A 13639-nucleotide genomic window follows, 5' to 3' on the forward strand; every position below is an offset into this window, starting at 1 on the left:
GAAATCGCCCGTATCCTGTCGGCATGCACTGCCCCACGTGCGGCCGCTCGAACGCGGAGGCCCATGTCTTCTGCCCGGGCTGCGGCGTCCGGCCTTCCCGCGCCGCGAGCGCGCCCGTCGCGGATCCCGTCACCGAGCCCCACGCCGCGAGCGCGCCGGCGGAGCGCTCCCTCGAGGAGCGGGTGGGGCGGCTCGAGCGCGAGGTCCAGGCGCTGCTCGAGCGGCGATCCGCGTCGATGCGCGACGAGCTCCGCTGCCCCGCCTGCGGCGCGAGGAAGATCCTCCACGCGCCCAAGGTCCTCGACGCGGACGCCGACGGGCGGAACGAGCTCGCCATCGCGCAGCCGAGCGTCTGGCGCAGCCGGAGGGTCGGCAAGCTCGAGGCGTACATCTGCGCGGGCTGCATGCTGGTCGAGTGGCACGTGAAGGACCTCGAGGGGCTCGACGAGCACGTGGACGTGTCGGCGCTCGATGGTGAGGCGCCGCGGCAGGGACCGTATCGTTGATCGAGCGCGTCCGCCGCAGGTGACGTCCGAGGGGGTCAAGGTGTCGCTGGAGGCTGCCGGCGCGGACGAGGTGCGGCGGGATGCCGCCTCGTTCCACGCCTCGAACGCGGCCGTTCCAGATCGCCGTCTGGCGCCGCTCCGGGTAGCGCAGCATACTCTGGGCGCGATTCTTGAGCCGTCGCGGGCGGATTTTGTGCGCCCGCCTCCGGGCCTGCCGCTCCGGCTGTCCCTTCACCGGTTTCAGCCTGGTGCCCCCATGGGTCTGCTTGGAGATGCCGTCGCGGAGCCCGGCACGACGCAATCACAGGCCCCGTCACTCGGCTTGCTGACGAGCACTGGCTCCTGGCGGAGGCGGACTCCGTGGGCGCGAACGATCGTCTGAACAGAATCATGATGTGGAGGCAGAATGAAGAAGAGACAACTTGGTCATCAGCTTGGTCTCGCGGTGTGCGCGGGCGCCGCGCTCGGCCTCTCCACGGGCTGCTCGATTGAAGGCGCGTCCGACGAGACGCTCGATGCATTGGGGTCGCATTCGTCCGCGATCATCGGCGGCGAGCTCGCCGAGGCGAGCCCCTGGGCCGTGCAGGTCTTCGACGTGCGGAGCACGGGCGACTTCTACCAGTGCACAGGCACCCTCGTCGCGGCGCGCTGGGTGCTCACCGCGCAGCACTGCATCGCGGACGAGGGCGAGACGTCGGCCGTGCGCGTCGGCAGCAACACGTACCTCGCGGGCCAGCGCATCGCGGTCGACGCCGTCGAGGTGCCCTCGGCCGTGGCCGACATCGCGCTGCTCCACCTGACCGAGGACGCCGATGGCCCGTTCGTCCAGCTCGCCGAGGCGACGTCGACCTGGATCGACAGGGACGCGACGGCCTACGGCTGGGGGAGCGAGGGCACGCCGCTGGTGATGGCGCCGTCGCTCAAGAAGGCGACCATCCACATCAATGGCTGGCACTCCGCCGAGGAGCTCAAGGCGACCGGCGTGACGGGCGCGGGCTGGAGCGGCGACTCCGGCGGCCCGTGGTTCGTCGACGGGCGCCAGGTCGCCGTGTTCTCGGCCACGAACGGACAGAACGGCACGAACCTGCACGCGACGGTCACCGGCGTCGACGTGGCGCGCCACCGGGCGTGGATCGACGCCACGATCGCCGGCGGCCCCACCGTCCACCCCAGCAACCAGGTCGTGCTCCACGATCTCTCGAACTTCTCCGGCATCTCGCAGGGCTTCGGCATCGGCCACCACAACCTCCTGAACACGACGATCATCGGCGACAACCGCGCGAGCGCCATCGAGGTCCCCGCCGGGCTCCGGGTCACGGCCTTCATCCACCACAACTTCGGGGGCGAGGTGCGCATCTTCACCTCGGACACGGATCTCGTGGCCGCGGGCTTCAACGACGTGCTCTCGGGCATCGTCGTCTCGAACGCCTCGGACCCGCAGCTGGACGTCGTCACCTTCTACGAGCACGCCAACTTCTCGGGCGAATCGTTCCTGTACGGCGTCGGCTCCGCCGTCTTTTTCGGCGGCCCCTGGGCCCCCTGGGACCAGAGGGTCAGCTCCGTCCGCGTCCCCCCCGGCTTCCAGGTGACGCTCTACGACTGGTTCTTCCAATACTCGACCGGGTCGCGCGTCCTCACGACAGACGCGAACCTCGCCCCCCAGAGCTTCGACAACCAGACCCGGAGCTTCCTCATCGAGCGCTTGTAGGAGCGAGCGCGCGGAGCGGTCAGCCCTCCTCGCGTCGCGTCGCGTCGCGAGGCGAGCGCCGAATCACCCCCACGCCGGCCGCGCGAGGCCAGGACGGCGCGCTCGCGCGAGCCTCGCTCGGTAGGCCCCGTGCGGATCGAGCCCCAAGATGTGCTGGCCGGCCCTGACCCGCCCGCGAGGCGGCCCGCTCACCACGTCGAAGGGCCGGGCGGCCCGACGCGCCCCGTGGCGAACGCGCCGAGGGTGGACCAGTGGGCCGTGCACGGGGGCAGGGAGGACAGCGAGGCCACATGGTCGTGGAACTCGGAGATGCGCAGGTTCTCCACGTTCAGGCACTTCGCGCCCTCGGGGCTCCAGATCGCTTCGAGGTGCGTCGGGTCGGCGCCCGGAAGGATGCCCAGCTTGTCGCGCACGACGATCGGGGTGCCCGGGCGCGTGAAGCTGGTCGTGCGCTCCGCGCCGCCCGCGGGGCCCGCGAAGTAGGCCGCGCGCTTCGCGTGCAGGCAGGCGCCGAACAGGAAGCGGCCCTCGTCGGTGCTCGCCGTTTCGGTCCGCCAGGGGGCATATCCCCACGAGAGGCACGTGTCGATGGCCCCCGTCTCACAGCTCATCGTGGTCGCGCTGGCGTCGCGCGTGACGGTGGCGAAGAGCCCGTCGACCCTGCTCTCCCCCACGAACGACGCCCGGAGATCGACGCCGGCCACGCTGCAGTGGCGGCGCCACCTGGAGGCGCCCGGATCGGCCCCGGCGGGGACCACCCGGTATTTGACGTTGTACCGTCGGAACCAGGAGCGCGGCTCCGGATCCGGCGGCGGAGGCGCCAGCGGCGCCGGGCCCGGCGGCTCTACCATCAGCTCGTAGTGGAAGAACAGGCCCCCGGGGCCGGCCACCTCGAGCTTGAACGAGGAGAGCGCCGCTCCCCGGACGGGCGGGAGCACGACGCCGTCGAGCGCAACCTCGATCTCGAGCTCCATCCCGACGGCGCGCACGCTTCGCAGCACGACGGGCCGAAAGGCCGTCTCGCCGGGCAGCCTGCGCGACGCGCTCACGGCGGACGAGTACACCGCGGTGGGGTTCGTCGCGCTGCGGAGCTCGAGCTTGACGCTCCCCCCGGCGTTGACGAACCGCTCGGGGCAAAAGGACGGGACGCCTTGATCGTTGAGAAAGCAGTAGGTGCTGTCGCTGGCCGCCACCACGTAGATCCCCGGACCGTTGCTGCCAGGGCGCTTCGTGGGGTCATAAGGCAGCAGCGCCCTGAGATCGGGGATCTCGAAGGTCGTGTCCCCCTCGGCGCCTCCCGTCGCCGCGCCGGGCGGCAGCGCGTCGGCGGGCTCGCCGGCGCCGCCGGCCTCGATCCCGGTCGGGGGCGCGTCCGGCGCCCCCTGCGCTGCGTCTTCGGGATCCCCGGGCTCGGGCAGCGCGCAGCCGCACGCGCCCGCTGCCAGGAGCGCAAGCATCGCTCGCGCGCGCCACGCCCCCGAGACGCCTCCGGCGGCCCGCACGCCGCGCCCACGTCGCTCGTCTCGCCAGGTTCCGTTCCTCATCGGTCATTCTCCTCGTCGCGCTCGTCGTGCTCGCCGCTCTCACCACGCCGGGGACCGCGGCCCCTGCTGGACGCAGGCCCCCGTGCTCCGACAGCCCCGCAGGGACGCCCCGGGGCGGGAGGCAGGATGCGGCCCTCCGGCCCCGGGCGCCGCCTTCACTCGCAGCTCGGCGGGCGGATGGTCGTGCCGCCGGCGGTGACGCTGAAGGGCGGTCGATTCGGGCTGAAGGGCTTCGCGTGGTCGTCGCAGGCCTCGACGCCGAAGAGCGCGCGCGCCGCGCCTGCGCCGAAGGCGTCTTCGCACTGCTGCATCGCCTCGCTCACCGCCTTGGCCTCGGCGCCGATGGCGCTCGTGTCGATGCTGCCGTCGGGGTTGAAGCGAATGTCGGTCACGTGGTTCACGGTCGTCGAGCTGGTCTGCGTCGAGACAGGGGCGCACACGAGGCTGAGCTGGGCCTCGACGCACTTCGCCTGCGCCGCGCTGAACCCGCTGGCGCGCAGGGTGCTCGAGTACGAAGCGGGGTCGGCGCAGACGTTCGACGGGTAGGGGAAGCCGGAGACCGCCCGGCCCGTCAGGCAGATGTTCACGGCCGGGCGCGCGCCGCTCGGCCCATCGGCCGCGCAAGGCGGCGGCGTCGGCGGGTTCGGCGCCGTGTCGGCGAGGCAGGTGTCGACGTCGACGGGGAAGCTCGAGAAGGCGCCGTCGAGCGGCAGGTGCGACTGGACGTTCGGCTGCGTCAGGGGCGCGCCCGTGCCGGAGCCGGTGCCCATGCGGAAGCGGTTCGCCTCGGGCCAGTCGCCCGTCGTCGTCTCGGCCAGCGTCCCGCGGGTGTTGACGATGGGCACGTCGAAGCCGAAGGGCCCGAAGCGCAGGTGCAGCTTGATGGCCGCCGAGTACGTCGCGTTCACGAAGCCGCGGGGGGTCACCGAGAGCGCCGTGACGGGCTGCTGGTTCTCGAGCGCGACCGCATCGCGCAGCACCTGCTCCTGGCCGCCGTTGACCCCGAGCCCGCCGGAGACGTCGAGCCACATGGCGAAGACGCCGATGTCGAACCCGGCGCCCGCCGTCAATACCGACTCCATGCCGGCGCTGTGCCGCACCGTGAAGGTGTGATCATCGTCCTGGATCATGCGCGCGAGCATCGGGTTCGTCACCGGCATCAGGCCCATGTCGCCCGCTCCCGAGGGTGACAGCAAGAACCAGCGCAGGCCCGACGCCGGCGCGACCGGCGTCGGCGTGGCGGCCGTGCCCGAGCCGAGCATCATCGGCATGTCGCCCCACGATACAGGGAAGGGCGCGACGATCGAGCCGATGGGGGCCATCGGCCGCGGCGTCAGGCCGAAGGGCAGCGTGCCCGAGGTGTGGCCGAGCAGCCGTTCGTTCGGCGTGCTCAGCGTGCCGATGTCGGCGCGCGCGTCGAGATCGAGGTACACGTGCACGACGCCGATATCGAACAGCGGGAACCTGACGGGATCGGGCCGCACGACCGCCCGGCGCGAGACCACCGCGTCGGCGTGCGTCACGGTCTGAAAGCGCCGTCGGAAGGCGCCCGTCGTCGGATCGAGGGACGCGTCGTTCACCACCTCGCCGTCCGCGCTGACGAAGGCGAGCGGCGCGCGCATCTCGCCGAAGCCCGGCAGTCCCATGTTGCCGATCGGCGTCAGCTTGCCCCCCGCGAGGATGGGCACGACGAACGCCTGCGCGCCGTCGTTGGCGCCCGAGCCGGTGAAGCGCTCGGGCCCGTCGAGCACCACCGTCGGCTCCATGACGAGCAGGTCCACCGTGTGGCCGAAGAGCTTGAGCTCGGCGAGCGCCCTCCGGCCCATCGACCGCTTGCCGCGCACGCTCTGCTGGCGTTGCACCTCGCGGGCCGCGCAGTACAGGCGCGCGCCTCGCTGGCGCGCCTCGCCGAACAGGCGCGGGTCCGGGTAATTGAACGTGCCTGTCTTCTCGATCGAGCGCTTCAGCCAGCGGGCGCGCGCGGCGCCGAAGCCGTCGAAGTCCTGCGTCACGCTGGCCGAGAGTGCCCCGGGGAACATCGCCCTGAAAGCGGCCAGCGTCGCCGTGGCGTCCCCCTCGTCGAGCGCGGCGGCGACCTTCGCGTCCGCGCTCGCGAGCGCCTCGTCGAGGTGCGTCCTGAGCGCCGGAGGCGCCGAGAAGGGGTCGGTCGTGGCCGCGTTGCGCCAGCTTGCGCGGTCGCTCGTCGGCCCGGCCGCGAGGTTCGCCCCGTTCGAGAAGCTCGCCAGGCGGATGGCGCTCGTCGTCGTGTCGCTGATCGGCGTGCTCGCCGGCACCGCGCTCATGCCGGCCGCGGGCAAGGTCGCGCTCGCGGTGGCGGGGCCGGCGACCGGCGAACCCACGCTGACGAGCGGCTGCTCGCCGACGCCGGTGTCGTCCGGCGCTTCCGGCGCGGGCTCCGCATCGGCGAGGCACCCGGCCGCGAGCGCGCCGAGCGCACCCAGGACGACAGGAGACAGGACCGAGCTGCGGCGGGCGCGCGTGTGGACATGATTCGACATGATTTCCTCCTGAGCTGGCTCGCGACGCCTGCGCGCGGCGCGGCGTCGTCGATGGATGGCCTCGCGCCCCCCGGCTCGGGGGGCGCGGCGTGGTGGCGTCGACCCGGCCACCGCGGACGTCGGTGCCGCCGCGCGCGGCATGCTCCGCGGACGCGACGGCCTTTCGCGACGGCCTTTCGTGAAGGGGGTTAGCGAGGCGCGTGCCAGCCGCTCCGCCACCGGCCCGGATCCAGCGCAGGCCCGCGGGCGCCGCCGCGGGACGCTGCGCCTCGTGTCCCCCCTTGGAGCCCCCGCCCCGGGCACCGGCTCGGGCACCGCTGTGGACACCGCTATGGGCACACCCGTCGGCGCCAGGCACCTATACTGACCGTGAGATGACGGACGACGGGTCGACCCTGCAGCCGAGCGGGCATCGCGCCTCGAGCAGCGGTGGGCCCGCCGCCGCGCCGGGCCTCGTCCGCGTCTTCGGCGCCGGGGTGACCCTGGCCAGCGCGCTGCCCTTCGAGGGCGAGGCGCTCGAGCTCGGTCGCGGCTCGGCGGCGCTCGGCGAGGCGAAGGACCCTCGCATGTCGCGGCGCCATGCCCGCTTCCGCTTCGATGGGCGGCGCTTCTGGGTCGAAGACCTCGGCAGCCAGAACGGCACCTTCGTCGACGGGGAGCCGCTGCCGGCGGGGGCGCCGCGCGAGGCGACGTGCGTCGTGCGCCTCGGCGACTCGCTCTTCGTGCCCTCGATCGACGTCGGCCCCCTGGCGCGCCAGGGCGTCGTGGCGCGCCAGGGGTTCGTGCGGGGCCCGGCGATGCAGCGGCGGATCGCCGAGGCGGCGCGCGCCGCCGAGCTCGGGCTCTCGCTGCACATCCGCGGCGAGAGCGGCACCGGCAAGGAGGGGGTCGCCCGTGCCTTTCACGAGGAAGGCCCGCGCGCCGCCGGGCCTTTCGTGCCTGTCAACTGCGCCTCCATCCCGCAGGGCATCGCCGAGCGCCTGCTCTTCGGCGTGCAGCGCGGCACCTACTCGAGCGCCAACGCCGACGCGCAGGGGTATCTCCAGGCGGCCGAGGGGGGCACCCTCTTTCTCGACGAGATCGGCGAGCTCGACCTCGAGGTGCAGGCCAAGCTCCTGCGCGCGCTCGAGACGCGTGAGGTGCTCGCGCTCGGCGCGTCCAGGCCGAAGAAGGTCGACTTTGCCTTCTGCTCGGCCAGCCACCGCGACCTGCGCGCGCAGGTCGCGGGCGGGCGGCTGCGCGAAGACCTCTACTTTCGCCTGGGGCGCCCCGCTGTGGAGCTGCCGCCCCTGCGGCGGCGCCTCGAAGAGATGGCCCTCTTGATCGAGCAGCAAGTGCGGCAGCTCGCGCCCGAGCTGGGGCTCCACGTCTCGCTGGTCGAGGCGTGCCTGCTGCGGCCCTGGCCGGGCAACGTGCGCGAGCTCCTTGTCGAGGCGCGCGCGGCCGCCCAGAGCGCGCTCATGCAGGGGGCCTCGCGCGTCGAGGCCGCGCACCTCAGCCCGAGCGCCGGCGCCCTCTTCGAGCCCGACCCGCCCTCCGGCGCCCCGCCCGCCGGAGGCCGAGACAGCGCGCCTGCCGCGCCCCGGGCGCGCCGCGCGCTGCCCTCGCGCGCCCCCCCGCTCGACGCCGGCGAGCGCGCCCGCATCGAGGCGGCGCTGCGCGAACAAGGCGGCAACGTGCGGGCCGCGGCGCGGGCGCTCGGCATGCACCGGACGCAGCTTCGCCGGCTCATCGAGCGGCACGGCCTCGGGGCATCGACGGGCGCCGGCGAGCCCGACGACGCGCTGGGCTCTGTCGACGAGAGCCCGTCCTAGCGCCGGCCAGACGACAGACGACATCCCGGGCGTCTTCACGAGGGCGGGGCGCCTCGTGCCCTCGTGGAGGGGCTCGCTGCCTTCTTCTCAGGGGTTCAGGGGCGGATGGCGAGCAGCGTCGGCGTTTGACCCGGCGCCGCGGCGGCTATCGCGTCGATCAGCGCGCGCGGCTCGCCAGGCCCGACGGCGCCCGTCTTGCGGACGGCGTCGACCCTGCTGAGCCCCCACAGGAGCGCGGCCGCCGCTGGCGTGGGCAGGCGGCTCAGCGTCCCAATCGGCTCCGGCGTGATGGTGTTTCCGAGGCGGCGCACCACGCGGAGCCCTTCCTCCAGGGCGCGCGCGAGGCGCATCGCCTCTGCCCACGACACGCCTGCGTTCCGCGCGTGCGCCGTGACGATAGCCACCATCGCCGGCGCGACGAGCGCCGCGTGCGTGCGCAGCCAGCTCTCCATGTCGGCGTGCACCACGGCGGGAATGCCGGCGTCCGTGAAGACCTTCGCCCACGCCGCGTCCGTCACCGTGGTGACCATGCCTCGGGTGACGATCTTCGACGTCAGCTTGCCGTCCTCGAGGGTCGCCAGGATCGCAGGGAAGCCGAAGGCGAAGCGCGCCGGGCCCACCGCCTCTCGGAGGCGGCCCAGCGGCTCGAAGGTGTTGAACATGAACATCACGGACCTCGCCGCGCTCTCGGCCAGCGCAGGGAGCACCGCGTCCACCTGGTGCGCGAGCACCGTCACGAGCACGAGATCCCACGGCGTCGTCGCGTCCAGCGCGGCGCTCACGCGCACCGCCGCGCGCTCCCCCGAGGCGCTCACGATCGCCTCGTCCCGCCGCAGCTGCTCCAGCCGCTCTCCACGGGCGACCACCGTCACCTCGTGCCCCGCTCGCGCGAGCTGAAAGGCAAAGGCGCTTCCAATCCTACCGGCGCCGACAATGGCAATCTTCATGTGTTACACCGTAGCTCCTGTAAAAATGCCCATGAAGGACCGCCCGAGTCAGAAGTACCGACCAAGGCTCTCCCTGGTGAACTCCGTCAGCTCCGAGGTCCGGCCGGTCTTGATCTTCTGCACCCATGCCGGGTCGCTGAGCAAGGGACGCCCGACGGCGACGAGATCGAAATCGCCGCGCTCGAAGCGGCGCACGAGCTCGCCGAGCCCCTGCGGCGCCGAGGCCTCGCCCGCGAAGTTCCCGAAGAGATCGCCGGACAGGCCGACCGACCCCACGGTGATCGTGGGTTTGCCGGTGATCTTCTTCGCCCATCCCGCGGCGTTCAGATCGGAGCCGGCGAACTCGGGCTCCCAGTAGCGTCGCTGGGAGAGGTGGAGCACATCGGCGCCCGCCTCTGCCAGCGGCAATAACCACTGATCCATTTCCTTCGGCGTCTTCGCGATCTTGTGATCGTACGCGCCCATCTTCCACTGCGAGAGGCGGAGGATCACGACCATCTCCGGCCCGACGGCCTCTCGAACGGCCTCGAGGACCTCCACGGCGAAGCGATTCCTCTCGCCGATCGTCTTTCCTCCATACTCGTCGGTGCGCTGGTTCGTCACCTCGTAGAAGAACTGATCGATGAGGTACCCGTGGGCGCCATGGATCTCGATGGCGTCGAAGCCGAGGCGCTTCGCGTCGGCCGCCGCCTTGCCGAAGGCCCGCACGGTGGCGTGCACGTCGTCGCGGGACATGTTCGCCGGGCCTTCCAGGGCCGCGGGCTCCTCGTGGCCGTTCGGATCCTGCTTGGCGAGCCCGACGTGCCATAGCTGGGGCGCCATCTTCCCTCCCGCCCTGTGCACGCTGTCGATGACCTTTCGCCAGCCGTCCAGCGCCCGCTCGCCATAGAAGTGCGGGACGTCGCGGAGGTGAAGCTTGCCCGGCCGCTCCACGACCGTTCCTTCCGACAGGATCAGCCCGACGTCTGCGGCAGCGCGCCGGGTGTAATAATCGACGTTCGGCTCGCCCGGCGCGTTGCCCGGCGATCGCTGGCGCGTCATGGGCGCCATGACGAACCGATTCTCGAGCTTCAGCCCCTTCAGCTCGAATGGCTTGAAGAGCGCGCTCACGTCGTCGTTCTTGTTCGGTTGCGGATCCGCCATCGCTCCGTCCCTTCTCCGGTTCTCCGGGCGTCGTCCTCGTCGCGGCGCCGCGGCCGGCAGCGCCCTGGCGCACCGGGAACGCCCGCGCCTGCAATCTCGACACCGCGGCGCCATCGTCATCGACGACGCCCTCCTCGGTGTTAAACCAACTGGATGGTTTAAATCTAGGGAGCGGTCTGGGCCGTGTCAACTGGGCGGAGCGGCGATGCCGCAGCGCGGGGCGAACGGCCGCGGGCGAGCCGCGCGAGGGAGGCCCGGAGGTTGCGGCTCGAACGTGGGCGGTGCGCTCTTCTTGCCGCGCGCCACGGCGTATGCTCCATGAAGGAGCCACCCATGCGCTACGATTCGGCGGCGACCAAGAAGAGGCTCCTTGACGCTGCGCTCGACGAGTTCGCCGAGCGAGGGCTGGCTGGCGCGCGCGTGGACCGCATCGCCGAGCGGGCCTCGGCGAACAAGCAGGCCATCTACGCCTATTTCGGCTCCAAGGAGGGTCTGTTCCGCAGCGTGCTCGAGGAGCGGTGCCAGATCGCGTTCGACGCCGTGCCCTTCGACCCGTCGGACCTGCCGGCCTTCGTCGCAGGCGTCTTCGATCACCTGGTCGAGAATCCGAAGAGCGTGCGGATGATGATGTGGAGGCAGCTCGAGCTCCCCGACGAGGCGCAGCACGACGTCGCGACCGCCAAGGTGGAGGAGCTCGCCGGGGCCTACGACCTCGGGGCGACGCCGAGGCGGTGCGCCGAGGACCTGTTCGTCATCCTCCTCGGGCTGTCGATGTCCTGGTTCGGCTTCGCGCCAAACCAGCCGGTCGAGAAGGGATCGGCGGCGGAGCTGCGGCTGCACGCCTTCAGGAGGTCCCTGGTCACGGCGACCGATGCGGTCGTGAAGGCGATGACGACGAAGAATCGATAGCTGGTCCGTGCCGGGCCTGGGCGCCATTGGCCGCCGAGGATGCCGCCGGCGCGCTGCCAGGGCAGGCGGGCGACAGTCCATGACGGCAGGCCGCGAGCACCGCGGCGCTCAGGGGAACCACGCTGCGACCTGCACCACCTCGCGCGCCGCGCCGGCCAGGCCCTCGTCGCCCGCGAGCGCGGCGATGAGCGGCGCGAGCTTCACGAGGGTCACGCCGTCGCCTGCGAGCGCGGCTCCGCGGTACTCGCCGGCTACCGCGTCGAGCAGGATGCCGAGCGCCGCGGCGGCGCCCTCGGGCGGGAAATGGCGGGCCAGCGGGACCAGGTCGAGAAGGCGGCTCGGCTCGTCGGCGCCGAAGTGCAGAGCCAGGGGAAGGGCCTGACGCGTGAGCTCGGGCGCGCGCGCGGGATCGTGGCGCGCCAGGATGCCAAGGGCGGTCAGGCGGGCACCCTCGCTGAGCGGCGCGACCGCGGCGAGCACCGCGTCGCTGTGGCCCGTCGCCGCGAACCAGGGGCAGACGTCGAAGAGCATCCAGCCGCGCTCGCGCGGCTCGGCCTTCCGGATGGCCTCGTCGATCCGCGCCCGTAGCCGCGCCGGCTCTGCGGCGAAGGGGAGGCTCCGGGCCAGCGCCCGCACGCGCGCCGCTTCCGGCAGCGTCTCGAGCAGGTCCTCGGCGGGATCGCCCAGCGCCCTGAGGCGCGGGATCAGGCTCTCGAGGAGCTCGGCGGCGCGCTCGCCGAATTGGGGTGCGAGCGCTGCGGCGCGGCGGGCCTCCGGGGCGTCGAGGAACGGCACGAGCTCCGCGAGAGTCCGTTGCATCAGCAGGTCGTACGGGCTGACGTGCTGCTCCACCGCGGCGAAGGCGGCGCGTAGGCGCTCGGGATCGCCGAGGCCCCGCGCGAGCGCGGCGAGCGCTCGCGCCCGCGCGGGCCCAGGCAGCACATCCGCGTCGGGCCAGAGCGCCTCGGCGACCGCACGCGGGTAGCGGTCGGCGAACAGGTCGAGATCGCCAGGATCTCCGCCGCTGTCACGGAGGACGGCGAGCGCCTCGCGCACGACGGCGATCCCTTCCTCCGGAGGCAACCCCTTCGCCACGAAGAGCATCTGGTGCGCTCGCTCCTCCGCGTTCTCGGTGGTCCGATACGCGGCGAGCGCTTCCCGCGCGAGCGCGTATCCCGCCTCGCCCCCGACGACGTCGGCGAGGCTCAGGAGGCCATCCCCGCGGAACTCGGCCGCCGGGGTGCGCCGTGCGGCGTCCGTGGCCCACGCGAGTACCTCGGCGCGCGCCGGGCCGGCCGTCATCGCCGCGCCGAGCGCGGTGAGCGCCCTGGCCTGATCTCGCTCGTCCGCGATCGGCGCCTTCCGAGCGAACGGCTCGACGCCCACCGGGGCACCGTGGTCTTTGCGGCGGGCGCACTGGTTCACGCTCGCCTCGACAAGGGCCGCGCGCACCGCGAGGGCCGGTGCCTCGTGACTCATTGGAAGCGGCTCGATGGCGTGGCGGCGCACGCGCTCGAGGTCGGCGACGAAGCCGAGGTAGGCCTCGGGCCGGGCCATCCAGCGGGCGAGGTGCTCTTCGGTGACCAGCGCGGCGAATGCCTGGAGCGGCGCGGCGGCCTGTTCCAGGTGGGCGCGCGCGTAGGCGCACGGATAGCCGGCCGGTGGGAGCGATAGTAGACGGCGGCGTGACGCGTCCCGCGTGTCGTGGTCGAGGTGCGCCTCTACGTCGCGGCGGGCCGCGTTGGAGCGGAACGCGTACGTGCCCTTGATGACCGTGACAAGCGGCTCGATGCCGGCGAGGGCACCCTCGATGTGGGCCCCGAGGGCGGTCGTGATCTCGTCGTCGCGAAGTCGCCCGTAGGCGACCGAGAGCAGGCCGAGGAGCTTGGCCGATGCGGCGCCTGCGGTCTCGAGGAACTCCGCGGGATTGCCCGGCACAGGCCAGGGCCGCACCGGCAGCGGATGGATCCGCGTGCGCGCCGGATCGAAGCCGAGGCGCGAGATCCACGCGCGGGCTGTGGCGTCGTCGCCCTCGACGGTGGCGAGCACCTTGACGCGGGGACCCACGGCGGAGAACAGCGCTGGCCAGGAGACGAGCGGTTCCGCCTCCTCGACGTCGGTGATCGCGAGCAGCAGCGACGGCTCGCCCTCTGTCGGCCCCACGCGCAGATGCTCTTCCGCGATCCGCGTGCGCAATAGCCGAGGTGGGCCGCCCACATAATCGGCGCGCAGCCGCGAGGTGAGCAGCGCGACCAGGTCGCGCTCGAGCCTGAGATCAGGCCCGATCGGCACGAGCTGCGCAGCGTAGGCGGTGCCTTGCTGCTGCGCACGGACGAGGTGGGCGGCCACGACCGCGCGTCGGCTCGGGCGCGGGCCGTGCAAGATCGCATAGGGCAGGTCCGGCTCGTCGAGCCACCGGCCGAGCGCGGCTAGCGCGGTGTGCTCCTCGGTGTCGAGCTTGGTGCGCGACGCTTCGCGCCAGGCGCAGCGGAAGGCGCGCTCGACGGGCGCGGGGGCGGGGATCCGGGGCGGGGGTGTCGTCATCGCAC

Annotated in this window: 9 protein-coding genes; 4 read left to right on the plus strand and 5 right to left on the minus strand. The window is 72.7% G+C overall.

The window, feature by feature from the left end:
- Nucleotides 1-23 precede the first annotated feature (23 nt).
- Nucleotides 24-506, plus strand: coding sequence for a hypothetical protein (locus WMF11_RS50515; RefSeq protein ID WP_437975862.1), 483 nt, complete (start codon nt 24-26; stop codon nt 504-506).
- Between the two features lie 406 nt (nt 507-912).
- Nucleotides 913-2214 carry a trypsin-like serine protease gene (locus WMF11_RS50520; RefSeq protein ID WP_437975863.1) on the plus strand — a complete coding sequence of 434 codons (1302 nt, stop codon included), beginning with the start codon at nt 913-915 and terminating at the stop codon, nt 2212-2214.
- 188 nt (nt 2215-2402) lie between these two features.
- Here WMF11_RS50520 and WMF11_RS50525 read toward each other — a convergent pair whose 3' ends face one another.
- Together WMF11_RS50525 and WMF11_RS50530 are read right to left on the minus strand one after the other, a co-directional pair.
- Complete coding sequence (locus WMF11_RS50525) at nt 2403-3758, minus strand: ADYC domain-containing protein (protein ID WP_437975864.1); 1356 nt, start codon at nt 3756-3758, stop codon at nt 2403-2405.
- A gap of 155 nt (nt 3759-3913) precedes the next feature.
- Nucleotides 3914-6277 carry a hypothetical protein gene (locus WMF11_RS50530; RefSeq protein WP_437975865.1) on the minus strand — a complete coding sequence of 788 codons (2364 nt, stop codon included), beginning with the start codon at nt 6275-6277 and terminating at the stop codon, nt 3914-3916.
- 374 nt (nt 6278-6651) lie between these two features.
- Between WMF11_RS50530 and WMF11_RS50535 the strand changes: the two genes are divergently transcribed.
- The gene (locus WMF11_RS50535) at nt 6652-8091 is read left to right on the plus strand and encodes a sigma 54-interacting transcriptional regulator (protein ID WP_437975866.1); all 1440 of its coding nucleotides are present in this window, start codon (nt 6652-6654) and stop codon (nt 8089-8091) included.
- Nucleotides 8092-8186: 95 nt separating this feature from the next.
- Here the strand turns inward: WMF11_RS50535 and WMF11_RS50540 are convergent, their stop codons facing one another.
- Entirely contained in the window at nt 8187-9038 is an 852-nt protein-coding gene (locus WMF11_RS50540) for a ketopantoate reductase family protein (RefSeq protein WP_437906209.1), read from the minus strand.
- Between the two features lie 48 nt (nt 9039-9086).
- On the minus strand, nt 9087-10181 hold the full coding sequence (locus WMF11_RS50545; RefSeq protein ID WP_437975867.1) for an NADH:flavin oxidoreductase: 1095 nt from the start codon (nt 10179-10181) through the stop codon (nt 9087-9089).
- A gap of 333 nt (nt 10182-10514) precedes the next feature.
- Here WMF11_RS50545 and WMF11_RS50550 point away from each other — a divergent pair, with 333 nt between their 5' ends.
- The gene (locus tag WMF11_RS50550; protein WP_437975868.1) at nt 10515-11090 is read left to right on the plus strand and encodes a TetR/AcrR family transcriptional regulator; all 576 of its coding nucleotides are present in this window, start codon (nt 10515-10517) and stop codon (nt 11088-11090) included.
- Nucleotides 11091-11198: 108 nt separating this feature from the next.
- Here the strand turns inward: WMF11_RS50550 and WMF11_RS50555 are convergent, their stop codons facing one another.
- Nucleotides 11199-13634 (minus strand): hypothetical protein, encoded by a 2436-nt coding sequence (locus tag WMF11_RS50555; RefSeq protein ID WP_437975869.1) that lies wholly within the window; start codon nt 13632-13634, stop codon nt 11199-11201.
- Nucleotides 13635-13639 lie beyond the last annotated feature (5 nt).

The organism is Sorangium sp. So ce295, assembly GCF_051527405.1.
GTDB lineage: Bacteria > Myxococcota_A > Polyangia > Polyangiales > Polyangiaceae > Sorangium > Sorangium cellulosum_B.